Origin of the sequence: Vogesella mureinivorans (assembly GCF_007644035.1) — a bacterium.
Classification (GTDB): domain Bacteria; phylum Pseudomonadota; class Gammaproteobacteria; order Burkholderiales; family Chromobacteriaceae; genus Vogesella; species Vogesella mureinivorans.
This window is the reverse complement of record NZ_VMTV02000099.1, coordinates 73,986-99,728: the sequence shown is the minus strand read 5'-3', so window position 1 is coordinate 99,728 and position 25,743 is coordinate 73,986. Positions and strand designations below refer to the sequence as shown.

At 60.6% G+C, this 25,743-nt stretch carries 27 protein-coding genes and 1 other RNA gene; 17 read left to right on the top strand and 11 right to left on the bottom strand.

Annotated elements, in window-relative coordinates; all coding sequences use genetic code 11:
• Positions 1 to 117 precede the first annotated feature (117 nt).
• Both ffs and FLQ44_RS02620 read left to right on the top strand, forming a co-directional pair.
• Positions 118 to 216, top strand: an RNA gene (ffs, locus tag FLQ44_RS02625) — signal recognition particle sRNA small type.
• A gap of 233 nt (positions 217 to 449) precedes the next feature.
• Positions 450 to 776, top strand: coding sequence for a helix-turn-helix domain-containing protein (locus tag FLQ44_RS02620; RefSeq protein ID WP_017509137.1), 327 nt, complete (start codon positions 450 to 452; stop codon positions 774 to 776).
• Positions 777 to 840: 64 nt separating this feature from the next.
• On the opposite strand, the gene FLQ44_RS02615 is transcribed toward FLQ44_RS02620, so the two are convergent.
• A complete protein-coding gene (locus FLQ44_RS02615) occupies positions 841 to 1,293 on the bottom strand; it encodes a universal stress protein (protein WP_147692924.1) in 453 nt (150 codons plus the stop codon).
• A 109-nt stretch (positions 1,294 to 1,402) separates the two neighbouring features.
• Between FLQ44_RS02615 and FLQ44_RS02610 the strand changes: the two genes are divergently transcribed.
• The 4 genes from FLQ44_RS02610 to FLQ44_RS02595 all read left to right on the top strand — a co-directional run bounded on the left by FLQ44_RS02610 (position 1,403) and on the right by FLQ44_RS02595 (position 4,080).
• Entirely contained in the window at positions 1,403 to 1,849 is a 447-nt protein-coding gene (locus FLQ44_RS02610) for a thioesterase family protein (RefSeq protein WP_147692923.1), read from the top strand.
• Positions 1,846 to 2,262: a hypothetical protein gene (locus tag FLQ44_RS02605; protein WP_147692922.1), complete on the top strand. Its 417-nt coding sequence runs from the start codon at positions 1,846 to 1,848 to the stop codon at positions 2,260 to 2,262. Before FLQ44_RS02610 ends, FLQ44_RS02605 begins: the two co-directional genes overlap by 4 nt.
• Before the next feature lie 70 nt (positions 2,263 to 2,332).
• Complete coding sequence (locus tag FLQ44_RS02600) at positions 2,333 to 3,184, top strand: AAA family ATPase (protein ID WP_147692921.1); 852 nt, start codon at positions 2,333 to 2,335, stop codon at positions 3,182 to 3,184.
• Positions 3,184 to 4,080: a tyrosine recombinase XerC gene (locus FLQ44_RS02595; protein ID WP_147692920.1), complete on the top strand. Its 897-nt coding sequence runs from the start codon at positions 3,184 to 3,186 to the stop codon at positions 4,078 to 4,080. Before FLQ44_RS02600 ends, FLQ44_RS02595 begins: the two co-directional genes overlap by 1 nt.
• Positions 4,081 to 4,167: 87 nt before the next feature.
• Here FLQ44_RS02595 and FLQ44_RS02590 read toward each other — a convergent pair whose 3' ends face one another.
• The 7 genes from FLQ44_RS02590 to orn all read right to left on the bottom strand — a co-directional run bounded on the left by FLQ44_RS02590 (position 4,168) and on the right by orn (position 12,010).
• A complete protein-coding gene (locus tag FLQ44_RS02590) occupies positions 4,168 to 5,115 on the bottom strand; it encodes an ABC transporter permease (protein ID WP_147692919.1) in 948 nt (315 codons plus the stop codon).
• 10 nt (positions 5,116 to 5,125) lie between these two features.
• A complete protein-coding gene (locus FLQ44_RS02585; protein WP_206208630.1) occupies positions 5,126 to 6,226 on the bottom strand; it encodes an ABC transporter permease in 1,101 nt (366 codons plus the stop codon).
• Positions 6,223 to 7,746, bottom strand: a complete 1,524-nt coding sequence (locus FLQ44_RS02580; RefSeq protein WP_147692918.1) for an ABC transporter ATP-binding protein — start codon at positions 7,744 to 7,746, stop codon at positions 6,223 to 6,225. Before FLQ44_RS02580 ends, FLQ44_RS02585 begins: the two co-directional genes overlap by 4 nt.
• Positions 7,747 to 8,084: 338 nt before the next feature.
• A complete protein-coding gene (locus tag FLQ44_RS02575) occupies positions 8,085 to 9,089 on the bottom strand; it encodes a BMP family lipoprotein (RefSeq protein WP_147692917.1) in 1,005 nt (334 codons plus the stop codon).
• A 235-nt stretch (positions 9,090 to 9,324) separates the two neighbouring features.
• Positions 9,325 to 9,816: a CinA family protein gene (locus FLQ44_RS02570; protein WP_147692916.1), complete on the bottom strand. Its 492-nt coding sequence runs from the start codon at positions 9,814 to 9,816 to the stop codon at positions 9,325 to 9,327.
• The gene (gene pgi / locus FLQ44_RS02565; protein ID WP_147692915.1) at positions 9,803 to 11,455 is read right to left on the bottom strand and encodes a glucose-6-phosphate isomerase; all 1,653 of its coding nucleotides are present in this window, start codon (positions 11,453 to 11,455) and stop codon (positions 9,803 to 9,805) included. Before pgi ends, FLQ44_RS02570 begins: the two co-directional genes overlap by 14 nt.
• Positions 11,456 to 11,464: 9 nt before the next feature.
• The gene (gene orn, locus FLQ44_RS02560) at positions 11,465 to 12,010 is read right to left on the bottom strand and encodes an oligoribonuclease (protein ID WP_147692914.1); all 546 of its coding nucleotides are present in this window, start codon (positions 12,008 to 12,010) and stop codon (positions 11,465 to 11,467) included.
• 64 nt (positions 12,011 to 12,074) lie between these two features.
• Between orn and FLQ44_RS02555 the strand changes: the two genes are divergently transcribed.
• From FLQ44_RS02555 to FLQ44_RS02535, 5 genes are all read left to right on the top strand, one after another.
• Complete coding sequence (locus FLQ44_RS02555) at positions 12,075 to 13,319, top strand: M48 family metallopeptidase (RefSeq protein ID WP_206208629.1); 1,245 nt, start codon at positions 12,075 to 12,077, stop codon at positions 13,317 to 13,319.
• Positions 13,316 to 13,642, top strand: a complete 327-nt coding sequence (locus FLQ44_RS02550) for a 4a-hydroxytetrahydrobiopterin dehydratase (RefSeq protein WP_147692912.1) — start codon at positions 13,316 to 13,318, stop codon at positions 13,640 to 13,642. Before FLQ44_RS02555 ends, FLQ44_RS02550 begins: the two co-directional genes overlap by 4 nt.
• Entirely contained in the window at positions 13,639 to 14,508 is an 870-nt protein-coding gene (rsgA, locus tag FLQ44_RS02545; RefSeq protein ID WP_147692911.1) for a ribosome small subunit-dependent GTPase A, read from the top strand. The genes FLQ44_RS02550 and rsgA overlap by 4 nt, the downstream gene beginning before the upstream one ends.
• A 123-nt stretch (positions 14,509 to 14,631) precedes the next feature.
• Positions 14,632 to 15,369, top strand: a complete 738-nt coding sequence (locus tag FLQ44_RS02540) for a beta-ketoacyl-ACP reductase (RefSeq protein ID WP_147692910.1) — start codon at positions 14,632 to 14,634, stop codon at positions 15,367 to 15,369.
• A gap of 260 nt (positions 15,370 to 15,629) precedes the next feature.
• Complete coding sequence (locus FLQ44_RS02535) at positions 15,630 to 16,115, top strand: free L-methionine (R)-S-oxide reductase MsrC (RefSeq protein WP_147692909.1); 486 nt, start codon at positions 15,630 to 15,632, stop codon at positions 16,113 to 16,115.
• Here the strand turns inward: FLQ44_RS02535 and FLQ44_RS02530 are convergent.
• Positions 16,104 to 17,162 (bottom strand): DNA-binding protein, encoded by a 1,059-nt coding sequence (locus FLQ44_RS02530; protein ID WP_170252731.1) that lies wholly within the window; start codon positions 17,160 to 17,162, stop codon positions 16,104 to 16,106. The genes FLQ44_RS02535 and FLQ44_RS02530 overlap by 12 nt on opposite strands.
• 141 nt (positions 17,163 to 17,303) lie before the next feature.
• Between FLQ44_RS02530 and FLQ44_RS02525 the strand changes: the two genes are divergently transcribed.
• Positions 17,304 to 18,401 (top strand): tyrosine-type recombinase/integrase, encoded by a 1,098-nt coding sequence (locus tag FLQ44_RS02525; protein ID WP_147692907.1) that lies wholly within the window; start codon positions 17,304 to 17,306, stop codon positions 18,399 to 18,401.
• Between the two features lie 76 nt (positions 18,402 to 18,477).
• Here the strand turns inward: FLQ44_RS02525 and FLQ44_RS02520 are convergent, their stop codons facing one another.
• The gene (locus FLQ44_RS02520; RefSeq protein ID WP_017509117.1) at positions 18,478 to 18,837 is read right to left on the bottom strand and encodes a hypothetical protein; all 360 of its coding nucleotides are present in this window, start codon (positions 18,835 to 18,837) and stop codon (positions 18,478 to 18,480) included.
• Between the two features lie 190 nt (positions 18,838 to 19,027).
• Here FLQ44_RS02520 and FLQ44_RS02515 point away from each other — a divergent pair, with 190 nt between their 5' ends.
• The 4 genes from FLQ44_RS02515 to FLQ44_RS02500 all read left to right on the top strand — a co-directional run bounded on the left by FLQ44_RS02515 (position 19,028) and on the right by FLQ44_RS02500 (position 23,790).
• A complete protein-coding gene (locus FLQ44_RS02515; protein ID WP_147692906.1) occupies positions 19,028 to 20,164 on the top strand; it encodes an imelysin family protein in 1,137 nt (378 codons plus the stop codon).
• 70 nt (positions 20,165 to 20,234) lie between these two features.
• On the top strand, positions 20,235 to 21,650 hold the full coding sequence (locus FLQ44_RS02510) for a di-heme oxidoreductase family protein (protein WP_147692905.1): 1,416 nt from the start codon (positions 20,235 to 20,237) through the stop codon (positions 21,648 to 21,650).
• 63 nt (positions 21,651 to 21,713) lie between these two features.
• The gene (locus FLQ44_RS02505) at positions 21,714 to 22,724 is read left to right on the top strand and encodes an imelysin family protein (protein WP_147692904.1); all 1,011 of its coding nucleotides are present in this window, start codon (positions 21,714 to 21,716) and stop codon (positions 22,722 to 22,724) included.
• On the top strand, positions 22,714 to 23,790 hold the full coding sequence (locus tag FLQ44_RS02500; RefSeq protein ID WP_170252729.1) for a DUF1513 domain-containing protein: 1,077 nt from the start codon (positions 22,714 to 22,716) through the stop codon (positions 23,788 to 23,790). The genes FLQ44_RS02505 and FLQ44_RS02500 overlap by 11 nt, the downstream gene beginning before the upstream one ends.
• 340 nt (positions 23,791 to 24,130) lie before the next feature.
• Here the strand turns inward: FLQ44_RS02500 and FLQ44_RS02495 are convergent, their stop codons facing one another.
• Entirely contained in the window at positions 24,131 to 24,499 is a 369-nt protein-coding gene (locus FLQ44_RS02495) for a YkgJ family cysteine cluster protein (protein ID WP_147692902.1), read from the bottom strand.
• 66 nt (positions 24,500 to 24,565) lie between these two features.
• Here FLQ44_RS02495 and FLQ44_RS02490 point away from each other — a divergent pair, with 66 nt between their 5' ends.
• Positions 24,566 to 25,738, top strand: coding sequence for an alkaline phosphatase family protein (locus FLQ44_RS02490; protein ID WP_170252727.1), 1,173 nt, complete (start codon positions 24,566 to 24,568; stop codon positions 25,736 to 25,738).
• Positions 25,739 to 25,743: the final 5 nt, after the last annotated feature.

Below are 25,743 nucleotides of genomic sequence, written 5' to 3'. Positions count from 1 at the left end.
GGCAGCATACCCAATTGCCAGCAGCATGCAAACCACGGCAAGCTGGCTTTTGCGGCCAAAAAACCCGCGTCAGGCTTGGCAGACGGGCATAAGCCATGTATTATGCGCTCTCTCTATGGCGGGCCCCCCCGCATTGTACGGTAGCCAACCTGGTCAGGTCCGGAAGGAAGCAGCCACAGCTATTTAGTGCAAGTGCCGGGGTTCAGGCTCGCCACCCCTCCCCCCTCGTTTCACCCGTTCCTCTGCTTCACAAATTTTGATTGAACTAAATTTGTTGATCAAAATCTATTGACAATCCCTAGAGCATTTTTCTTTTGATCGCTTAAAAATACTGCTATCATATGCAGTACATAAAGGGACTCGGCAACGACCTTGTTCCATAGTTTCATCTTGAAAACGTCACCCGGATAGCATCCGGATCCCTGAATTGAACAGAAGCGAGGAACGCTATGAAACTGTTTGACAAAATCGCCAATCCACGTGAAATCCGCCGCAAACTGGGCCTGAACCAGCAAGAATTCTGGAGCCGCATCGGCGTTACCCAGTCTGGCGGCAGCCGCTACGAAAGCGGCCGCAACATGCCTAAACCAGTACGCGAACTGCTGCGCCTGGTACATGTTGAACAAATCGACCTGACAAAAGTACGTCGCGAAGATTTCGAAATCGTGGAATACCTGAAAGAAACCCACCCTGACCTGTACAAGAGCCTGCGCAAAGCCGTACGTGCCCGTATGGATGCCCAGACCGAAGGCAGCGCAGATACTGCCGAAGCCTGATCGTCAGCGTGCAAAAACCCCGGCCAGTTGGCCGGGGTTTTTTTATGGCGAACAAGCAAATCTATCAGTCTTCGCCCGGGTTGCGCACCAGCAACACAGGCACATCAGCTTGCTTCAGCACCCCCTCTGCCACACTGCCCATCAGCAAGTGCAGCAAGCCCCCCAGGCCGTGCGTCCCCATCACCATCAGGTCGGCACCCCAGCTATTGGCATCTTCCACAATCACGCTGGCAATACGGTCGCCCCAGCTTTCCAGAATATGCGATTCTGCCGTGAGCCCCTGCGCCAGCACCTTGGCATGGCATGCGGCCAACACCTGCTCGCCAGCCTGCTTGATGGCCCCCTGCAGCTCGGCCGCATCCAGAAACTCGGCACCACCCCAGCCAAATTGCGCCAGATCGACCACGTGCACTAGGCGCACTGCCGCCCCTACCTCTTTCGCCAGCTTGCATGCCTCTGCCAGCGCCAGCGCGGATGTGGTGCTGTCGTCTACCGGAATATAAATTCGCTGATACATATGCCCTCCTGTCTCACGTGTTATTCAAGTCTAGCGCAAGCCATCACACAGGCATTGATAAAGATTAACAGCAAGCGCAGTATTACATCATTGGAATAAGGACAAGCGCATGGCTCGCATCGTAATAGATCTACCGCAAAGCATAGTGTTCCGCACCGAACTGCAAGTCGCCATTGCCGATATCAACTACGGCGGCCACATGGGCAATGACGCTGCGTTGCGCCTGGCACACGAAGTACGCTTGCGCTGGCTCAAATCACTCGATTACACCGAGCTAAATATCGAAGGCTTCGGTATTATCGTTAGTGACGCTGCGGTAATGTACAAGGCAGAAGTGTTTCATGGCGATGTGATGCATTTCGAGCTAGGCTTGGCAGACCACAACCGGTACGGCTTTGATATCGTCTACACCGCCAGCAACACCCGGACTCAACAAGAAACACTACGCATCAAGACAGGTGTGGTGTTTTTTGACTATCAACAACGAAAAGTCGCCCCAGCGCCCATGGCATTCACTGCCCGGCTGGCGGCACACGAAAAAGGAAACGCGCCATGAAAAAATACGCGCCAAACAGCCCGGAAGCCCTGGCACGCATTCTTGCCATGTTCATGATTACCGATGGCAATATGGACCCGCGCGAGATCGAAACCCTGGAAAACCTGCACGTCTACGAGCTGCTGAATCTGGGCCGCAAAGACTTCATCAAAGTGCTGGTAGATTACTGCGACGATATTTCTGATGAGGCCGAAGAAGACGGCACCATCCACCTGCTGGCTTCCGAGCGCACCAATATCATTCTGGACGGCGTGACCGAGCGCAACAAGCGCGTGATCTGCTGCGCACTGGCGCTGGACATTTGCAAATCGGACAATACAATCAGTGATCCGGAAATGCTGCTGTTGCGCCACATGATGCACTACTGGCACATTACCCTGGACGACCTCCAGGCCGAGCTGGCAAAAAACTAAGCCAGCCACCGACAGCAGCCGCCGCCAGGCGGCTGTTTGCATTTATGCATAACAACACACAGGCTAAACCATGAAAACCCGCTTTAACGGCACCGACAACTACATTGCCACCGATGACCTGATGATGGCCGTCAACGCCGCCATCACCCTGCAGCGCCCGCTACTGGTAAAAGGCGAACCCGGCACCGGCAAGACCATGCTGGCCGAGGAAATTGCCCGCGCGCTGGGCAAACAGCTGATCGTGTGGCCGATCAAATCCACCACCAAGGCGCAGCACGGCCTGTACGAGTACGACGCCGTGTCGCGCCTGCGCGACTCGCAGCTGGGCAATGACAAAGTGCACGATATTCGCCACTACATCCGCCAGGGCAAGCTGTGGCAAGCCTTTGCCAGCGACGAGCAGGCCATCTTACTGATCGACGAAATCGACAAAGCCGATATCGAATTCCCCAACGACCTGCTGCGCGAGCTGGACCAGATGGAGTTCTTTGTGCACGAAACACAAGAATTCATCAAAGCACGCCATCGCCCCATCATCATCATTACCTCCAACAATGAAAAAGAGCTGCCGGACGCCTTCCTGCGTCGCTGCTTCTTTCACTACATCCGCTTTCCGGACCGCGACACCTTGCAGCAGATCATCCAGGTGCACTACCCCGATATCCGCCAGCAGCTGGTACGCGAGGCGCTGGAAGTATTCACCGGCATTCGCGACATGAACGGCCTGAAAAAGAAGCCCACCACCTCCGAGTTGCTGGACTGGCTGAAGCTGCTGGACAGCGAAGGCATTAGCGAACAACAGCTGCAACAGCACCGCGACAGCAACACCCCGCCGCCCATGGCCGGTGCATTGCTGAAAAACGAGCAGGACATGCACTTCTTCGAGCGCCTGATGCAGATGGCCAAAATGCGGCGCGGCTAATGGACGCACACTGGCAAGCCCTGATTGACGCCTACGACGACCAGCTCAGGTTGGCCGCACGCAGCGAGCACACGCGCATCGCCTACCGTCGCGACCTCACCAAGCTGGCCGCGCTGCTAGGCAGCAGCCAGCCCGAGCACACAGACGGCCCGGCCATCCAGCGCGCCCTGGGCCAGCTGCGCCGCCACGGCCTGTCGCCGCGCACGCTGGCGCGCATGCTGTCTACCTGGCGCAGCCTGTTTGAATGGATGATCCGCCGCGAATGGCTGGCGGCCAACCCCTGCGCCGGCGTGCGTGCACCACGCGCCGGGCAGCGCCTACCCAAGACGCTGAGTGTGGACAGCGCCATGCAGCTGCTGGACGCCCCCGCCGAGGACGAGCGCGAAATACGTGACGCCGCCATTTTCGAGCTGATGTACTCATCCGGCCTGCGGCTATCCGAAACCGTGTCCATCAACCTGGCCGACATCGACCTGCGCGAAGCCCTGCTGAAAGTACAAGGCAAAGGCAACCGCGAGCGCATCCTGCCCATCGGCAAGCAGGCGGTCGCCGCCCTGCAGCGCTGGCTACCGCTACGCCAGGCCGCCGACGGCGAGGAAGCGCTATTTGTCTCTAGCAAAGGCGTACGCATCAGCAGCCGCCAGCTGGCCCGCCGGCTGGAGCGCTGGGCCCTGCACAGTGGCAGCGAACAGCACGTGCACCCGCACATGCTGCGCCACTCCTTTGCCAGCCACATGCTGCAGTCCTCCGGCGACCTGCGCGCCGTGCAAGAGCTGCTGGGCCACGCCAACCTGGCCACCACGCAGATCTACACCAGCCTGGATTTCCAGCACCTGGCCAAGGTGTACGACACCGCCCACCCGCGCGCCAAGCTGGGCGACAAAGACAAACAGTAAAACCGAACAAGCGCTACCGCTTGGCACAGCGCCCAAAGAAAAACCCCCTGCCAGTGGCAGGGGGTTTTGTCATGGCTTGCGGCCAACTTAGCGTGATTTTACAAACGGTACGCCAATGGCTTTCGGTGCCACGGCACGGCCCATGAAGCCCGCCAGCAATACCACGGTCAGCACGTACGGCAGCGCCTGGATGAAAGCATCCGGAATACTGCCGATCAACGGCAGCTCCACGCCCTGCAGGCGAATCTGGATCGCATCGGTAAAGGCAAAAATCAGGCAGCCCAGCACGGCAGCCCATGGGCGCCATTTACCAAAGATCAGCGCCGCCAGCGCCAGATAGCCTTTACCGGCCGTCATGTCCTGGATAAAGGCGCCGGTTTGCGCCAGCACCAGGTAGGCACCCGCCACACCGCACAAGGCACCGCCAACAGCCTGAGCCATATAACGCACGCCCTTCACGCTGATACCCGCCGCATCCGCCGCATGCGGGTTTTCACCCACGGCACGCAAACGCAGGCCAAAGCGGCTCTTGTACACCACCCAGCTCACCACAAAAATCAGCAGCAGGGCCAGGTACACCAGGATGTTATGGCCAAAGAAGGTTTTCAGCGCCGGGCTGTGGGCAATGGCATCGGCAAACGGCAGGTCGATGGCGGTAAAGCGCGCCTCGTCCGACAGCGTAGGCGTGCGCCCCCCCTGCTGGAACCAGGCCAGCGCCAGCACCGGGGTAACACCCGACACCATCATGTTGATGGCCACGCCGGAAATCAGCTGGTTGCCGTTATAGGTAATCGACACCATGCCGTGCAGCATGGCCACCGCCATACCGGCGGCAATACCGGCACCCAGACCCACCCATGGGGACTGCGCAATATATGCCACGCAGGCGGCAGCAAACGCTGCGGCCAACATCTTGCCTTCCAGCGCCAGGTCCACCACACCGGAGCGCTCGGAAAACAAACCGGCCAGCGCCGCCAGTACCAGCGGGGTACTCACACGCAGCGTGGCATCCAGCACACTAAAAATCATGTCCATGCTGTGCTCCTTACTGGTTCTTCAGCATGCGCTTGAACGCAGCCGATAGCGGGGTCTGGAAGAGGTTTTCCAGCGCACCACAGAACAGGATGATCAAGCCCTGGGTAAAGATGATCATCTCGCGTGTAATGGCCGGCTTCTCGAACGACAAGTCCAGGCCGCCCTGCGTCAGCGCGCCAAACAGCAGCGCCGACAGCAGAATACCTACCGGGTGGTTACGCCCCATCAGCGCCACCGCGATACCGACAAAGCCGATACCGTTGGTAAAGCCCATATTCATGCGGTGGGTAGAGCCCAGCAGCTCGTTGATGGCCGCCAGGCCCGCCAAGGCACCCGATACGCACATCACGGCGATAATCACCTTATCCACCGGAATACCGGCATAACGGGCGGCTTTTTCGTTCAGACCCACGGTGCGGGTCACAAAGCCTTTCGGGCTATGCCACACCACCAGGTAGAACAGCACCAGGGCGATCAGCGCCAGGAAGAAGCTGGCATTCAGCGGGGTATTGGGCAGCTCGACACCCAGCGGCGCAAACCACTCGTGCAGCATGGGCACCCAGGCGTTCTGGGCAAACTCGCGGGTAGCCGGTGTTTGCGAGCCTTCCATGCGCAGCTTGTCCACCAGCAGCCAGGTCATCAGCGAGCTGGCAATAAAGTTGAACATGATGGTGGTGACCACAATGTGGCTGCCACGCTTGGCCTGTAGATAGCCCGGCACCAGCGCCCACGCCCCGCCAAACAGGATGGCGGCCAACATGGCCAGCGGAATCACCACATACGCCGGCAAGTAATCAAACTGCAAGCACACCAGGGTCACGCCCAGGCCGGCCAGATACATCTGGCCTTCGCCGCCGATATTGAACAGGCCGGCATGAAACGCCGCCGCCACGGCCAGGCCGGTAAAGATAAAGCTAGTGGTGTAAAACAGCGTGTAGCCGATGCCTTCGGGGTAACCGAATGCACCGTTAATCATCAGTTTCAGGCACTCCACCGGGTCTTCACCGATCAGTGCAATCACCAGGCCCGATACAAACAGTGCCGCAAACAGGTTCAGCAGCGGCATCAGCCACAGGCTGGCCCAGCGCGGCATATTGGCTGGCTGACTCATTTATGTCCCCCCATCAACAAACCCAGCGAAGTGGCGGTGGCTTCAGCCGCCGGCAGCTCGCCGGAAATGGCACCACCGTTCATCACGATAATGCGGTCACTCAAGGCCATGATCTCGTCCAGCTCTACCGACACCAGCAGCAGGGCCTTGCCCTCGTCACGCAGCTGCATCAGGCGCTTGTGAATGAACTCGATCGCGCCGATATCCACGCCACGCGTAGGCTGGCCGATCAGCAGCAGGTCCGGGTTGGCGTGAATTTCACGCGCCAGAATCACTTTTTGCTGGTTACCACCCGAGAACAGGCCGATACGGCGGTGCGTCAGCGCCGGACGCACGTCGAACTCGTCGATGAAACGACGGCAACGCTCGATGATGGCCTTGCGGTTAAACAGGAAGCCACGGCGCACGCTCGGGTCATCGTGGTAGCCCAGGATGGCGTTTTCGAAGGTCATGAAGTCCTTCACCATGCCCTCGCGCGAACGGTCTTCCGGAATATGGGCAATACCCAGCTTGCGATAGGCAGCCGCCTTCGGCTCGCGGGTTTTCAGCGTCGCCAGCTCCGTGCCTTTGAACTGCACCGAGCCAGACGTGGCCTCGCGCATACCGGACAGCACCTCCAGCAGTTCGGACTGGCCATTACCGGACACACCGGCAATACCCACGATCTCGCCAGCGTGCAGGTCAAAGCCGATATCCTTCAGCAGCGCTACACCACGGCTGTCTACCAGGTTCAGGCCGGAGACACTCAGCACCTTTTTGCCTGGCACGGCGGCGGCCTTGTCCAGGTGCATGTTCACCTTGCGGCCAACCATCAGGTCGGCCAGGTCTTCCTTGGTGACATCCGCAGTACGCACCTGCCCCACGATTTCGCCGGCACGCATTACCGTGACATCGTCGGTAATATCCAGCACCTCGCGCAGCTTGTGCGTAATCAGGATCACCGTCTTGCCCTGGTCGCGCAGCAGACGCAGGATGCGGAACAGGTCGTCCGCCTCTTGCGGTGTCAGCACTGCGGTGGGCTCGTCCAGAATCAGCACGTCGGCACCGCGATACAGCGTTTTCAGGATTTCCACACGCTGCTGCGTGCCCACCCCCAGCTCGCCCACAATCGCATCCGGGTCCACTTGCAGACCGTAGTCCTGGTTCAGCTTTTGCAGATGGGTACGCGCGGCAGCCAGGCTGCCATCCAGCGTTATGCCACCTTCGGCACCCAGCACAATGTTTTCCAGCACGGTAAACGGGTCTACCAGCATGAAATGCTGATGCACCATGCCAATACCCAGGCCAATGGCCGCATGCGACGAACGAATGCGCTCGGCCTTGCCGTTAATCTTGATGGTTCCGGAATCCGCCTGATAGTAGCCATAGATAATGCTCATCAGTGTGGATTTGCCAGCACCGTTCTCGCCAATAATGCCGTGAACGGTACCTTTGCGAACTCCGAAAGTAATGTTCTTATTGGCGTGCACTTCACCGAAGTGTTTGTTCACGCCAATGAGCTCGATGGCTAATTCGGCCATAGTGATCTCGCTCTCGGTTAAAATGCCGTTTCCATATGGCGCCCCGCATACAGCAGGCACAACAAAGCGCGGCAAGCAGGTATTGCTTGCCGCACGCGCCAAACGAAACTCGATAATCAGACGGTAGCCAGCCAGGCCGGCCACCTTTCCCCCTGCGGGCCGCATGGCAAACCTGCCACGCGCCACGCCTGGGGCTACCCCTCCCGTGCCAAGCTGCAGCCGGGCTGTGCAGCAGCAACAGGCTTCACTATACCGCCACTGCAGACACAATAAAGTGCGGCAAGCAGAATGAACTGCTTGCCGCACAAGTCGTCTGGATCAGACAGACGATTACAACATTATTTTACCGGGCAGCTATTGCCAGCGCGGTAGTCAACCACTTTTACCTTGCCAGAAATAATGTCTTTCTTGGCCTGGTTTACTTTGGTTTCGATATCTTTGCTGATCAGCTTGCGGTTGTTCGCATCCAGCGCCCAATCCACACCGCCTTCTTTCAGACCCATGGTCACCACGCCTGGCTTCCAGGTGCCTTTCTGGCCATCCAGCATCAGCTGGTAAACAGCATTGTCTACGCGCTTGAGCATGGAGGTCAGCACAAAGCCCGGGAACAGGTGGTTCTGGTTGGAATCCACACCGATACCCAGCTTGTTTTTGTCTTTGGCCGCTTGCAGCACGCCCATGCCGGTACCGCCAGCAGCGTGGAATACCACGTCTACGCCACGGTCAAACTGGCTACGCGCCAGCTCGCCACCGCGTGCCGGGTCGTTAAACGCTTGCGGGGTGGTGCCGGTCATATTGGATACCACTTCGACCTTGGCATCTGCTGCCTTGGCACCCTGGGTATAGCCGCAGCCGAAAGCACGAATCAGCGGTACATCCATACCACCGATGAAACCCACTTTTTTGGATTTGGACGCCAGGGTAGCCGCCATGCCTACCAGGTAGGAGCCTTCCTGTTCCTTGAAGATCACAGACTGTACGTTTGCGCCCTTGGCCACGTCATCCACGATGGCGAATTTCACTTTAGGGAATTCGGCAGCCACGGTCTGAACAGCCTGGGTAAAGGAGAAACCAACAGCAATGACCAGATCGACATTCTTGCGCGCCAGGTTACGCAGCACTTGCTCTTTTTGCGCTTCGTTGGCGATCTGCGCTTCGCGGTAAGCGATGCCAGTAGACTTCTTGAAGCGCTCGGCGCCGGTATAGGCCGCTTCGTTAAAGCTCTTGTCGAATTTGCCAGCCTGGTCGTAGACCACGGCAGGGGTGAAAGCAAAACTGGATGAAGCCGCAGCCATCAGGGTTGCAGCAGCAACAGCCAGGCTCTTTTTCTTGGTAATTTGCATGAGATGTCTCTCCCAACGTCGTGTCTGTAAAGTGGCTGGCTCATAGTAGCGATAATCTTGCCGCTACACACGGCCAACATATTAGTAAGGCAGGCTTACCGTCGCATTGGCGCCAACAAACCTGCCTCAATTATGCGAGCAGGGGCGTGATTATACGCACAGCCGCACAGTGCGACACCTGCGTTTTTGCATAAATATCACGCAAAATTCACATAAAAGGCATTTTTTATCGCTATTACGCCGCAGCCTGCCCGGAAAGACAGCTCTGCAAAAAGCCCAGTACCCACACCACCGCCTGGGCTCGCACCTGGTCACGGTCGCCCGCAAAATGACAACTGCGCGCCTCTGTGCCAGTGGCATGCGCCACGGCAAAACATACGGTCCCGACAGGCTTTTCTGCCGAGCCGCCACCAGGGCCCGCAATGCCAGTGACAGACATAGCCCAATCAGCCCCGGCCAGCTCACGTGCACCTTCGGCCATGGCAGCAGCCACCGGCAAGCTGACGGCGCCATGCGCCTGCAATATCGCCTGCGGCACGCCAAGCAGGCGCTGCTTGGCTTCGTTGCTGTAGGTCACTACCGAAAGATCGAACCACGCCGAGCTACCGGGAACGGCGGTCAGCGCTGCTGCCACACCACCACCGGTGCAGGATTCGGCTACCGTCACGCGCTGCCCTGCTGCGGCCAACTGTTGGCCCAGCTGCACCGCCAGCTCATGCAGATTCATGGCGGCGCTCCATATAGTGACGCATCAAGCCGCAGGTAGAGGCATCGTGGGCAGCCACCTGCCCCGCTTCCAGCTCGGTCAGCAAGCGGCTGGCCAGCTGTTTGCCATACTCCACGCCCCACTGGTCGAACGAGTTCACCCCCCAGATCACGCCCTGTACAAACACCTTGTGTTCGTACATGGCCAGCAGCATGCCCAGGTTATAAGGCGTTACCTTATCCAGTGCGATGGTATTGCTAGGCTGGTTACCCGGGAACAGCTTTTGCGGCAACAGCATATCCAGCTCGTCACCGCTCATATGGCTCAGCTCCTGCAACACCTCCGCCTCGGTCTTGCCACGCATCAGCGCCTCGGTCTGGGCAAAGCAGTTGGCCACCAGCACGCGGTGCTGCTCACCCACCGGATAATGAGTATTCATGGCAATAATGAAATCGCACGGCACCAGACGCGTGCCTTGGTGCAAGAGCTGGAAGAAGGCATGCTGGCTGTTCACCCCCTCCTCACCCCAGATCACCGGGCCGGTGTCGAAATCCAGCCGCTCGCCATAGCGCCCTACCCGCTTGCCGTTGGACTCCATATCCATCTGCTGGATATGCGCCGGCAAGCGGCGCAGGCCGTGGTCGTAAGGCATGATGGCGTGCGTGTGGGCACCATAAAAGGTGTTGTACCAGATACCAATCAAGCCCAGCAGCACAGGGATGTTGCGCTCGAACGGGGTATTGAAGAAGTGCTCGTCCATCCGCGCGCCGCCGGCCAGAAACTCGGCAAAGCGCTCCGGGCCGATCTGCAGCATCACCGGCAAACCAATCGCCGACCAGACAGAATAGCGCCCGCCCACCCAGTCCCAAAAGCCGAACATATTGTCCGTATCGATACCAAAGGCCTGCACCGCGGGCGCATTGGTGGATACCGCTACAAAATGGCGGGCGATATCCGCCTCGCCCGCATGCTGCAAAAACCAGCGCCGCGCCGCCTGGGCGTTCAGCAGTGTTTCCGGCGTGGCAAACGATTTCGATGCCACGATAAACAGCGTGGTAGCCGCATCGCACTGCTGCAGCACCTGCGCCAGATGCTGCCCGTCCACATTGGACACATAATGAAAAGTCAGCGCCGGGTCGGCATAGGGCTTGAGCGCCTCGGCCACCATCAGCGGGCCCAAGTCGGAGCCGCCGATACCGATGTTAACTACCTGGCGTACACGTTGGCCGCTAAAGCCCAGCCACGCCCCCGCACGCACCCGCTGCGAAAAAGCTGCCATGCGCTGCAGCACCGCATGGACCGGCGGCACGATGTCTTCGCCATCCAGCAGCAAGCTGGCCTGCGCCGGCAAACGCAAGGCGCTATGCAGCACCGCGCGCTTTTCACTGATATTGATGCGCTCACCCGCGCGCATCTTGCGCATCCAGCCTGGCAGGTCTGCCGCCTGGGCCAGCTCCTGCAGCAGCTCCAGCGTGCGGTCGGTAATGCGGTTCTTGGCGTAGTCCAGCATCAGGCCATCAAGCTGCAGGGAATAGCGGTCAAAACGCTGTGCGTCCTGGGCAAACAGCTCTTTCATGTGCAGGTGGCGTGTGGCGCGCTGGTGCTGGTGCAGCCGCGCCCAGACGGGCTGCTCGTTAATGCAGGTACGGTCGGTAGACATGTGCAGGCGTTACACTTTCAGGAAATGTTCGCGGTAGTAGCGCAGCTCTTCGATGGATTCCAGAATATCGGCCAGCGCCTCGTGCTTGCCTTTCTTTACCACGCCCTTGGCCAGCTCTGGCCGCCAGCGCTTGCATAGCTCTTTCAGCGTGGACACATCCAGATTGCGGTAGTGAAAGTAATCTTCCAGCTTTGGCATCCAGCGCGCCATGAAGCGGCGATCCTGACAAATGGAGTTGCCGCACATAGGGGACTTGCCCGCCGGCACGTGCAGCTGCAGGAAATCCAGCAATACCTGCTCGGCCTGCGCCTCGCTAACCGCAGATGCCTTGACGCGGGCTACCAGGCCAGATTTGCCGTGGGTGTTCTTGTTCCAGTCGTCCATGGCATCCAGCACGCTATCGGACTGATGCACGGCAATCACGGGAGACTCGGCTACAACATTCAGCTGGCTATCGGTGATGATCATGGCCACTTCGATAATACGGTCGCCATCCGGGTTCAAGCCGGTCATTTCCATGTCCAGCCAGATGAGGTGTGTCGGTTCTTGCGGCATAATAAGGCTCTTTCAAAATTCAGCTATTTTCTGACATTTACCCCATACAGGGCAAACGCACTTGATGAACGCATTTTCATGGGCCACCCTGCTGGCCCTGCTAAGCAGCCTGGCGGTACAAGCCTGGCTAACACGCCGCCAGATCAAGCACGTGCGCCGCCACCGGCAGCAGGTACCACCCGGCTTTGCCCACAGCATTACGCTGGAAGCCCACCAGAAAGCGGCCGACTACACCTGCGCCCGCAGCAAGCTGCACATGGCCAGCCTGCTGCTAGACACGGTCACCGTACTGCTACTCACCTTTGGCGGCGGCATCAGCCTGGCCGCACAGCTTGGCGCCAGTTGGTTTGACAGTACACTACTGACGGGCATGGCCACCCTGGGTCTGTGCCTGTTTGCCAGCAGCTGCGCCGGGCTGCCGCTATCCCTGTATCGCACTTTTGTGCTGGAGCGGCGTTTTGGCTTCAACCGCACCACGCCCGCGCTGTTTGCGGTCGACCTTCTGCGCGGCGTGCTACTGGGCATCGTGATCGGTGCCCCTGTACTCGCCGCCGTGCTGTGGCTGCTAGCGCACGGCGGCCCGCACTTCTGGCTATGGACATGGCTGGCGTGGTGCAGCTTTATATTACTGCTGAGCTGGGCCTACCCCACGCTGATTGCGCCACGTTTCAACCGCTTTACGCCATTACAAGACACCACACTGCAAAGCCGCATCCAGGCACTGCTGCAGCGCTGCGGTTTTACCAGCAACGGCTTGTTTGTCATGGATGGCTCGCGCCGCTCTGCCCACGGCAATGCCTACTTTACCGGCTTGGGCAAAAACAAACGCATCGTGTTTTTTGACACCCTGCTGGCGCAGCTGGATGCTGACGAGATTGAAGCCGTACTGGCACACGAGCTGGGCCACTTCCACCACGGCCACATCCGCACCCGACTGGCGCTTACCTTTGTCAGCACCCTGGTTTTTCTAGCCGTTTTCGCCATGCTGCTGCACAACAGCGATTTCCATACCGGCCTGAATGTCAGCCAGGGTAACCCGGCCAACTCGCTGCTGTTATTCATGCTGTGCGCGCCCGCCTTTACCTTTTTGCTGGCGCCGCTGGGCAGCCTGCTATCGCGCTATCAGGAATACCAAGCAGACAGCTACGCCGTGGCCCACAGCCCGGCCGGCGCCCTGCAAAGCGCCCTGATAAAACTCTATCGTGACAATGCAAGCACGCTCACGCCAGACCCGCTACACTCCGCGTTTTACGACTCCCACCCACCGGCGAGCCTGCGTATCGCCCACCTGCAAGGAACCACAACATGAATCTGCTCGAGCTTCACTGCGAAGCGCAACACGGCGCCCACCCGCTAAGCCAGCAAACCGTTAGCGAACTGCTGGGCCACCTGCCGCAATGGCAAGTGGAAGGCATCGAACTGGTCAAAACCTTCATGTTTGACGACTACTACAAAACCATGGCGTTCGTGAATGCACTCGCCTGGATAGCCCATGCAGAAGACCACCACCCGGACATGTCGGTACACTACAACCGCGCCGTGGTGCGTTTTAGCACCCACGACGCCGGCGGCCTGACGCTGAACGACTTTATCTGCGCCGCCAAAGCAGAAGCCCTGCTGCCTGCCGCATGAAACAGCAAGGCCAGATTATCCGCAGCTACGGTCGCCGTTTCATTGTAGAAACCGCCGGCCGCACCTATGACTGCACCAGCCGCGGCAAACGCGTGGATTTTGCCTGCGGCGACCACGTCCAGCTCAGCATCATTAACGATGAACAAGCCGTCATCGAATCGGTAGACGAACGCAGCAGCCTGCTATACCGCCAGGACGACTGGCGCACCAAACTGATTGCGGCCAACGTGAGCCGCATCATCTTTGTTACCGCCGCCGTACCCAGCCCCAACGAAGAGCTGCTGAACCGCTGCCTGCTCGCCGCAGAAGCCGCCGATATCGAGCCGGTTATTCTGGTCAACAAGCGCGACCTGCCAGAAACAGCCGCGTGGCTAAGCAAGCTGCAGGCTTATGAAAAGCTGGGTTACAAACTGGCGGTGGTCAGCGCACTGGATGGTGCCGCCGAACTGCGCCCACTGCTACAAGGCCACACCAGTGTACTTGTCGGACAATCCGGCATGGGCAAGTCTACCCTTACCAACGCCCTGCTGCCCGAGGCCGCCGCACGCGTAGGGGATATTTCCGTGGCACTGGACTCCGGCAAGCACACCACCACCCACGCCGCGCTTTACCACCTCGATAGCGAAAGCCACCTGATCGACTCGCCAGGCCTGCAAGAATTTGGCCTGGGTCACATTGGCGCCACCGAGCTGCCAGCGCTATTTCCGGAAATTCGCCCGTTTATTGGCCAGTGCCGCTTTCACAACTGCTCGCACCGCATGGAGCCCTCCTGCGCCATCAAGCAGGCCTGTGATGATGGCCAGATCTCCCCAGCCAGGCTGACCTTACTGCAAAAACTGGTCACGCACGCCCAAAATGCGAAATAAATAATATCTATAAGGGAAAACACCATTTACATTTCATGGCACTGACTCTAATCTGTCACCCAGAAGAAAAATTTCAACGGTAATGTGTGTACCCACATTACATACAGACAAGGAGTCAGCACCATGACAAAACGTATCGCACTGGTTACCGGTGGCATGGGTGGTATCGGTACCGCCATTTGCAAAGCCCTGGCGCAAACCGGCCATACCGTCGTCACCACCTACAGCCGCCCAGGCAAAGAGCAAGCCTGGACCGCCGACATGAAAGGCCTGGGCTTTGAGGTACACGCCGTACAATGCGACGTGAGCGATTTCGACTCCTGCCAGGCAGCCATCGCCAAAATCACGGCCGACATCGGCCCGGTAGACGTACTGGTAAACAACGCCGGCATTACCCGCGACAGCAGCTTCCGCAAACTGGGCAAGGCCGACTGGGATGCGGTGATCAGCACCAACCTGGATTCCCTGTTCAACGTGTGCAAACCGGTAGTGGACAGCATGCTGGAACGTGGCTTTGGCCGCGTGATCAACATCTCGTCCATCAATGGCCAGAAAGGCCAGTTTGGCCAGACCAACTACTCGGCCGCCAAGGCCGGCATGCACGGCTTCAGCATGGCGCTGGCGCAAGAAGTAGCGCGCAAAGGCATTACCGTGAACACCATCAGCCCGGGCTATATCGGCACCGACATGGTGATGGCGGTACCGGAAGACGTACGCAACAAGATCATCGCCCAGATTCCGGTAGGCCGCTTGGGCCAGCCGGAAGAGATTGCCGGCTTGGTAAACTACCTGGCCAGCGATATCGCTGGTTTCATCACAGGTGCCGACTTTGCCATCAACGGCGGCCAACACATGATGTAAGCCTGCACGGGCAAGACATCAAAAAGCCGGAGGCACCGCCCCGGCTTTTTTGCGGGCCGCACACCAGAACAGACACCCTTGGCAGCGGACCCGGCAAAGCTGGGCCGCATCACCAAACCATCCGCATCGGCGGCCCTCCCATTACAAAGCCAGTGCACTTGCGCGCACCGGCCAGTCTCACCACAAAAAAGCCGGGGGCACAGCCGCCGGCTTTTTTGTTATGCTGCCGCCCCGCCCTGCTTTCAACAAGGATTCGCCAAGTGGCTGAAAACCTGATCATCGACGGCCAGACCAAGGCCGAACGCTACGCCACCCTGCTACCGCAGGCCTTCGCCCTGATTGATGGCGAAGACGACCTGATCGCCGCCATGGCCAACACCGCCGCCGCCATACATCACACTTTCGGCTGGCTGTGGACCGGCTTTTATCTGGTGAAAAACGACGAGCTGGTACTCGGCCCCTTCCAGGGCCCCATCGCCTGCACGCGCATTCGCAAAGGCAAAGGCGTGTGCGGTAGCGCCTGGCAGCAAGCCACTACGCTAGTGGTACCGGACGTGGATGCCTTCCCCGGCCACATTGCCTGCTCGTCGCTGTCGCGCTCGGAAATCGTGGTGCCACTGCTGGACCAGGCCGGTATCGTGCGTGCCGTACTGGATGTCGATTCCATCGAGCTGGCGTCATTCGACGACAGTGACCGCGCCGCGCTGGAGCAAATCTGCGCCCGCTTTAGCCGCCTATTCGGCTGACAGGCCCAGCCACCCCGCCAGCTGCGCTGCCGCCTCGTCCGCTGGCAGTGCGGCCAACTGTTCGCGATGCAGCAACAGCCATTGCTGCAACTGCGGCATGCGCTGCTCGCGCACGATCTGCAGCTCGGTGCGCAAAGCCGACGCTTCGCCAGCCAGCGCCATCAGCTGCTGCTGCCGCACCACATCGGCCTGCTGCCACTGCTGGCAAGCTTGCTGCAGCTGCGCTTCGCGCTGCGCGGCCGCCTCTTGCATAGCCGCCGCCTTACCGAGCTCGCGCGCGCTATCGGCTTGCCATTGCTGCTGCTGCTTGCGCTGCGCCTCCAGCTGCTGCTGCGCCGCTGCCAGCTGCTGCTCCAGCAGCTGCGTGCGCTGCTTCATTTGCGTACGCTCTTCTTCTACCTGCTCGTACAAGCGCACGCGCATACCCTCAAAGCGCTCGTACGCCAGCGCCTCGCGCTGCGCCGCCTCCACAGCCAGCTGCTGCACACGCGCCTCCTGGCGCGCCTCTAGCGCCGCCACGCGCTCATCGGCCTCTTTTTGTTGCAGCAATGTTTGCGCACGCGCCTCATCCAGGGACGCCGCCAGGCCGGACACGCTTTCTTCCAGCGCCTGCCGCCGCCTTTGTTCTTCGGCCAATTGCTGCCGGGCCTGCTGGCCCTGCTCGCGCTGCTGCGCTAGCTCGCCGGAAAGGCTGGTCAGCTGATCGGCCCGCGCATCCAGCTCGCGCTGCGCTGCGGCCAACTCTGCCACGACTTGCTCCAGCTTGAGGCTGACTTCTTCACGCAGTGTGGCCAGGTTTTCCTCCGCCACATCGCAAGCCTTTTGCCACAGCTGGCCAAATGCATCAGCCAGTGCTGGCGGCCAGTCCGGCCGGCGCACACTGGTGGCCATGCGCGACAGAAACTCCTGCCGCCACTGCTTTAGCGTGTTGTTGATGGTGGTGTTCGAGCCGGTACCCAGCCGGGCCCGCACTTCTACCACGGTAGGCCACTCCCCCTCAGACACCATATCAAATGCCACCTGGCGGATGCGCGCATAGATATCCATAAATACCTCCTGATTTTTACGCATTATACCCTTTTTTGTTCATTATTTTTATTACGTATTACATGTATTTTTTAATGATTTGCCAATTACTTTTCCGATAATTATACTTATCGGAAGTTTTTACCAAAGAAAGCCGCAAAATTGCTGCCCGCACCCACCCCCACCTCGCAAAACAGCCTGATCAGCGCACACAGCGACACCGAAGCAGTACTGGTCTGGCTGGCGGAATACGCCCAGCGCCCCGCCACCCTGCGCAGCTACCGCAAAGAAGCCGAGCGCTTTTTGCTCTGGCTGAATAGCCGGCAGCAAGGCCTGGCCGAGGTAAAACGGGAGGACGTACACGATTACCGGCGTTTTCTGGCCCACCCCCACCCTGCGGAGCAATGGATAGGCCCCTCCGTACCGCGTAGCCACCCGCAGTGGCGCCCCCTCACCGGCCCGCTCTCCGCCAGCAGTATCGACCACGCCTTTACCATCCTGGGCGGGCTGTACAGCTATCTGAACCATGCTGGCCACCTGAATGGCAACCCGTTCCGGCTACACAAAGCCCCCCGGCAGCGCCGCACCGTGGAAAATGGCCGCTTTTTTGACGCCGACTGCTGGGCGCACATCTGCCACACCCTGCAAGCACTCCCAGCAGACTCGCCGCGCCAGGTCGCTCACCGCGAGCGCGCCATCTGGGCGTTCAGCCTGCTGTACTACAGCGGCGCACGCCGCAGCGAGGCCAGCACAGCACGCATGGGGGATATGCATCAGAAACGCGGCAACTGGTGGTGGCGCGTGCACGGCAAAACCGGCACCGGCGACATTCCCGTCAGCCCGCCCCTGCTGGCCGCACTGCAGCGCTACCGCCTACACCTGGGCCTGAGCCCGCTACCCGCCAGCGGGGAAGACACACCGCTGCTGTGCCGGCTGGGCGATGGCCGCGGCGCGCAGCAAGGCATTAGCGACAAGGCGCTGTATCTATTGATCAAGGAAATCCTGCAACGCGCCGCCGAGCAGGCACCCGACGCCATGCGGCCAACCTTGCAGCAAGCCAGCACGCACTGGCTGCGCCACACCGCCGCCACGCACCAGCTGGATGCCGGCATCAGCCTGCTGATGGTGAGCCAGAACCTGCGCCATGGCAGCATACAAACCACGCGGCGCTACCTGCACAGCGAAGACGATGCCCGCCACGCCGCCATGCAGAGCCTGCCCGCCATCACCACAGATAGCCCGGCAAAGAAAAGCGATTAAGACGCACTGAGCAGCAGTAAAAATGGCAATAAAAAAAGCCAGTCATGGTCGACTGGCTTTTTTGATAACACACGGCTTATTCGGCTTTTTTGCGGCTACGCTTTTTTACCGGCTGCGGTAGCAGGAACTCGGCGTCAAACTCGAACAGCGTACCCGTGCGCCCGGTTTGCGACTGGCAAGCAATCAGCATGGCGCGGTTGATGGCTTCTTTTTTGCTCACCCCCCACCACTCGATCATTTTATCCAGCGCTTTTTGCGCGTCCCGCGACAGCTCTACCGTTACCGATAGCTCCTGCAAACGGTTGCGGCGCAGCTCGCGGCTACGGCGCTTGCGCTCGGCCGGCGTCATGGCGCGCTCGCCCAGCGGCTTGCGCCCGGGCTTGGCGCGGGTGCCGCCAATCAGGTCGATAGTGTAGTGATCGCAGGGGTCTCGCATGTAACGGTGACGGGTCACTGTGCAAAAAAGGGGCGCAAGGATACCACGAAGGCGGCGCATCACCCAGCACCGCACCGGCAAAAAGCGCGCTGGGCGCAAAATAAACCGCTGGCAAGTGCCGATTGACTATCCAAATGATAATACTTATCATCAGTACTACTTTTTACAACCAATAAAGAGACTTACTTTCATGCGCCAAACCCTGCTTGCACTCGCCCTTGGTTCTGCCCTGCTCGCCCCGGCCGCCTTTGCTGCCGACGTAAACCGCGCCAGTGTAGTAGAAACCTATAGCCAGATCGTTTTTGCCAGCTACGAAGATTCGCTGCAGGGCGCGCGTGAATTGAAAACCGCGGTAGATGCCTTTGTCGCTGCCCCCTCCGAAGACACCCTGGCCAAAGCACGCAAAGCCTGGCTGGCAGCACGCGAGCCGTACGGCCAGACCGAAGCCTTCCGCTTTTACGGCGGCCCGATCGACGACGCCAAAGGCCCGGAAGGCCAGATCAACGCCTGGCCACTGGATGAGGCCTATATTGATGGCGTAAAAGGCAAACCAAACGCCGGCATCGTCAATAACCGCAAAGTCGCCATTACCAAAGAAAAGCTGTCGTCGCTGAACGAGCGCGGCGGTGAAGAAAACGTCTCCACCGGCTACCACGCTATCGAATTCTTGCTGTGGGGCCAGGATTTCGACGTAGCCGGCCCGGGCAAACGCAGCTTTACCGACTTTGTCGACGGCAAAGCCCCCAATGCCGACCGCCGCCGCGAATACCTGAAAGTGGCCGCCGAACTGCTGGTAGACGACCTGGCCAGCGTTGCCAGCCAGTGGAAGCCAGGCAGCAACAACTACCGCGCCAAGTTTGCCAAAAACCCGGACGCTATCCGCCAGATCATGGTGGGCATTGGCGTACTGTCGCGTGCCGAGCTGGCTGGCGAGCGCATGGAAGTGGCACTGGATAGCCGCAACCAGGAAGACGAGCACAGCTGCTTCTCCGACAACACCCACCGCGACGTAATCACCAACGCCAAGGGCATCCAGAACGTGTGGCTGGGTGAATACAAACGCGTAGATGGCAGCGTGGTAAAAGGTGCCAGCCTGCGCGACCTGGTTGCCGCCAGCAACAGCAAGGCCGCCGAGCGCGTGACCGCCGACATGGACGCCACCATGAAAGCCGCAGAAGGCATTCAGGCGCCATTCGACCAGGAGATCGTGAAAAAAGAAGGCCGCAGCCGCGTACAAGCCACGGTTGCCGCGCTGAAAAAGCAGGCCGGCAGCCTGGTAGAAGCCGCCAAGGCACTGGGTATCAAGAAACTGAACGTTAACGGCTAAGCCGTACTCACCACCACCCACCACCCCGCCTGCAGCCGCAGGCGGGTATTTGCATTGACCGGAAAACACCATGCAAAAGAAATATCTCTCCCTTGCAGCCACGCTGGGTGGCACGGCTGCAATCCTCGGCACGCTGGGTTTTACTGCCGCACAAGAAGTTGCCCCCTATCAGGACGGTGACGAAAAACTGGGTGGCAACACTACCGTCTACGAAGTTGGCCGCAATGCTTTCTCGCTGCCTGCGGCCAACATGGCCAGCGACCGCCAGACGCAGTTTTTCATCGGTAACTCTTTCTTCAAGAAAGCCTGGGTAGAAGCGCCATCGTCCACCACGGCGCGCGACGGCCTGGGGCCACACTTCATCGCCCGCTCCTGCGGTGCCTGTCATGCACTGGACGGCCGCGGCGCCACCCCCAATTTTGAAAACGGCCTGCAAGCCGAACAACCGCTGGCCTTGCTGTTCCGCCTGTCCATCCCCGGCAAAAACGGCAGCACCCTGCCAGAGCCCAACTACGGCGGCCAGTTCAATAACGACGCCATCCCCGGGGTAAACCCGGAAGGTAAAGTGGCCGTCAGTTACACCGAACAAGCCGGGCGCTTTGCCGATGGCGAAAGCTACAGCCTGCGCCAGCCCACCTACCAGCTCACCGAACTGGGCTATGGCCCGCTGCACCCGCAAGTACAGATCTCGCCGCGCATCGCCCCCCAAATGATCGGCCTGGGCCTACTGGAAGCCATTAGCGAAAAAGACATCCTGGCCAACGCCAAAGCCCAGGCCGCAGCAGGCCAGGGCATCAGCGGCAAGCCAAACTACGTGCACGACGCCTACGCAAACAAAACCCTGCTGGGCCGCTTTGGCTGGAAAGCCAACGTAGCGACCATCGCCCACCAGTCTGCCGGTGCGTTCAATGGCGATATCGGCATTACCTCGCCCAAATTCCCCAAAGAAGAATGCATGCCATCGCAGCGCGACTGCCTGAAAGCCCCACACGGTGGCAAGCCAGAAATCAACGCCAGCAAGATGGACGCCGTCATCTTTTACAGCCGCACGCTGGCCGTACCAGCGCAGCGCGATGCCGATACCCTGGCAGTACGCCGCGGCAAGCTGCTGTTCAACCAGGCACAGTGCACCACCTGCCACACGCCAAGCTACACCACCGGCAAGCTGGCTGGCCTGCCAGAAGTATCCGGCCAGAAAATCAGCCCCTACACCGACCTGCTGCTACACGATATGGGCCCGGGCCTGGCGGATAATCGCCCGGATGGTCTGGCCGACGGCCGCGAATGGAAAACGCCGCCACTATGGGGCATTGGCCAGTTCGTGGATGTCAACGGCCACACCCAGTACCTGCACGATGGCCGCGCACGCAACCTGACCGAAGCCATCATGTGGCACGGCGGTGAAGCCGAAGCCGCCAAACAGCGCTTTGCCAGCTTCAGCAAAGCCGACCGTGACGCCGTGCTGCGCTTCCTGAACTCGTTGTAAGGCAGCCAAGCACCGCACCAGCCGGGCCCCGCGCGCGGGCCCGGCACACACAAAGGAAACCGCATGTCCCGCACCCTGCTGGCCACCCTGCTACTGGCCGCGCCGCTCGCCCACGCCGCCAGTGCCGAGCAAACCTTTATCGACAGCCTGGCCCGCCACACCCTACTACCCCGTTACACCGCCCTCAGCCAGCAAAGCCAGGCGCTAAACCGCAGCCTGACACAGCTGTGCCAGGACAATAGTGCGGCCAACCTGGCCAGCGCCCGCGAGCAATGGCGACAAAGCTACCGCAGCTGGATGGCCGTCGCCCCGCTCAACTGGGGCCCCACCGCCGAGCTGCGCAGCCAGCGCGTGATTGCCTTCAAACCCGCACGCCCCGCGCTGATCGAACAAGCCGTCAGCGAAAACCTGGGCCGTAGCAAAGACAGCTACGAAGAAGCCGGCGCCGCCGCCAAAGGCTTTGCCGCCATCGAATACCAGCTGTTTGCACAGCAGAAAAACCTGGGCGATGCCGCACGCTGCGCCTGGCTACAACAAAACGGCCAGGAAATCGCCAGCCACACCCCACCCCTGGCACAAGCCTGGCAAGACTTTGCGGCCAACCTGAGCCGTAGCGGCCAAGCCGGCGCCCAATACGCCAACGCCAGCCAGCCGCTGGAAGAAGTCATCAACCTGACCCTGGCGGGCGTCAACGAGATGCACAAAGAAATCTCGCGCCTGCCGCAGCAAAAGCCCGAGCTGGTCAACGCACAGCGCAGCGGCGAAGGCCGCGCCCTGCTGAAAGCCCAGTTCAGCCTACTGCAAGCCGTGCTCACCGGCAGCCCGGATCAGCCCGGCATCAACAGCCTGCTGCAAGCCAAAGGCCAGCCTGCCCAAGCCAAAGCCCTGCAAGACGCCACCGTAGCCGTAGCGGCCGCGCTGGACAAGCTGCCGGAAAACCTGGCCAAAAACGGCAATAGCGGCCGCGAAAAGCCTGCTGCACAAGCACTGGAAAAATTGCTGGCCCAGATAGAAGGCCCGGTAGCGCACACCCTGGACATCACCCTCAGCTTTAATGAATCCGATGGCGACTAAGCTAACCCGCCGCCAGCTGCTGCAAGCCGGCGCCCTCACCCTGGCGGCGCTGCCGCTGCGCAGCTGGGCCGGCGAACCCGACCAGCCGGCCATCATCTCGGCCTGCGACGTTGGCCGCAACCAGCACCGCGCAGGCCTGGCCGGTGCCAGCGGCCAGCTCACCCTGCCCGAGCGCGGCCACCACCTGGCGCTGGACCCGGCCCGACCCGGCGAATGCCTGGTATTCGCCCGCCGCCCCGGCTACCAGATCGCCCGCTTCAACTGGCGCAGCGGCCAACAGCTGGCATGGTACGACTACCCGGACAACCGCCACGGCTTTGGCCACGGCATCCTGGCGCACGGCAAGCTGTACACCACCGACAACGACATTGACAGCGGCAACGGCCTGCTGACCGTACGCGATGCGCAAACGCTACAGCCACTGCGCGAAATGCCCAGCGGCGGCATCGGCCCGCACGAGCTCAAGGCGCTGGACGACGGCAGCATTCTGGTCGCCAACGGCGGCATCCTCACCCTGCCGGAAAGCGGCCGCATCAAGCTCAACCGCAACAATATGAAGCCGCAGATCGACATCGTGGACCCGGCACAAGGCCGCAGCATCGCCAGCTACGTGCTGGACGACAAGCGCCTGTCGCTACGCCACCTCGCCCGCATCAACGCACGCGACTTTGCGGTAGCGCTGCAGTACGAAGGCGACGGCGCCGCCCCGCTGGCCGCCATCTGGAATGCCGAACAAGGCCTGCGCCTGCTGGACACACCCGACGCGCTGGCGCTAGCCAGCAACGGCTACGCCGCCAGCGTAGCCGCCGGCGCCAACCGCATCGCCTGCACCGCCACCAAAGGCGACGCCGTGGTGTTCTGGGACGGCAGCGGCAGCTACCTGGGCCACGTAGCGCTCAGCAAGCCGGCCGGCATCGCCCTTAGCCGCGACCAACGCCACTTCATTACCAGCAACGAGCTGGGCGACATCGTGTGGATAGACAGCCAGACCCTGCAAATCGACCCGCGCCGCAGCCAGCGCTTCCCGGTGAAGTGGGACAACCACCTGAGCCTGGCGTACAGCTAGGCCTGCCCGTTATTGCCACGAAAAACCCCAGCCGGCTGGCTGGGGTTTGTTTTGGCTGCCGGCAACACGTATATCATGTGCGTGCCTATTGCTTATGGCACAGCCCTGCGGCCAACTGTTTCCGGGCAAGCGCAGCGCAAATGGGTGAAGCGAAACGCAAGCCATCATCCTTATCACTCGGCCAAGCGATGGGTTATGGCGTAAAAGCCTGCAGTCTGAATCGCCACCATCCTGAAACAACATACCGGTGTGCAAGCTGCCGCTTCAATAGCGTGGCACGCCTTGCGCCCATGATGCCCCCATGCTTTCGGGCTGCACGGGGGCGCACTGCCACTATGGCTTACCAGCTATCGTCCACCTGCAGCCGTGGCAGGCCGTGGCGGGCGCGGGCGCGATTGCAGGCTGCTTCGTAGATGCCGACGCTAGCCAGCGCGCCGAATTCGCGACAGGGTGACGGGCGCTGGTCGTAGATGCTGCAGCTCACCGCTTTACCTACGGTGCCGCATAGCGCCACGCAGCGCGGTGGCTGGCCGTCGGCGGCGCTGTCGTCGGTGCCTACCATGCGCCAGGTATTGCCTACCTCGTGTACGGCCATGTCGGCGGGTACGCCGGGGCGGCCATCTGCGGCCAACTCGCTGCGGTGGAAAGACACACGAAACGCCGAACAACAGGCGCCGCACTCGGTACAGCTCACACGCAAATCACTCATGATGCTTACAAAACCTGCCAGACAAGGTAAAACCCACACTATAAACACATGCACGAAAGCACAACAGTGAGCCCCTTGCCCGACAGCCTGCTGGCGCAGTGCCAGCTACCCGATTACCAGCACAGCCTGGCCAACCTGGCTGCGCGCCTGCATGGCCATGCCGGCTGCCCGCCGCTGCAGCACCCTGCCCTGAACGATCTGGATGACTGCAATACGGTCATCCTGCTGCTGATAGACGGCATGGGCTGCGCCCAGCTGAACGCCCTGGCACCCGGCGGCTGGCTGCAACAGCAGCAGTGCGCCACGCTGTCGTCGGTCTTCCCCAGCACCACCACGGCGGCCATTACCACGCTGATGACCGGCCTGCCGCCCAGCCAGCACAGCCTGCTGGCGTGGCACGTCTGGGCACCGGAGGCCGGCTGCATTGCCACCCCGCTGCCGCTGCGCAGCCACTGGGCCCGCGGCGAGGTGCCCGATAGCGACACCCTGGCCGCGCGGCTGTACAGCCAGCCATCCGCGCTGCAGTGCCGTGGCCGGCAGCAGTATGTACTGCAGCCGCAGTACATTGCCGACTCGCACTACAGCCGCCACCACGGCGGGCAGGCGCAGCACCTGCCGTGGCGCAGTTACGCCGAGCTGTTTGCCAGCCTGGCCACCCTGGCGGCCACGCCGCAGCGCAAATTTGTCTACGCCTACATCCCGGACCTGGATTCGCTGATGCACGGCAAAGGCACCACCCACCCCAAAGCCCAGGCGCTGCTGGCACGCCTGCAGCAGCACTGCGCCGAGCTGGCCGCCACGCTGCCGGCCAGCTGCAAACTGGTCATTACCGCCGACCATGGCCAGATGGATATTCCGCCAGAGCGCCTGCTGTTTCTGAACGACTACCCCGCGCTGGCAGCGCTGCTGCGCCAGCCACTCAGCGGCGAGCCGCGGGCGGCGATCTGCCATGTCAAACCCGGCATGGCGCAGGCCTTTCGCACCGCGTTCGAACACACGCTGGGCCATATTGCGTGGTGCCTGCCCGCCGCCGATGTCATCGCACACGGCTGGTTTGGCCCAGCGCCGCACCACCCGCTGCTAGCCGAGCGCGCCGGTGATTTTGTCTTGCTGATGAAGGACAACTGGGGGCTGCTGCACATGGTAAACAACGATGAAAAACGCCCGCCGTTGCTGGGCAACCATGGCGGGCTGTCGGCGGCAGAGATGCAGGTGCCGCTGATTGTGTGCGGTAGCTAGCACCG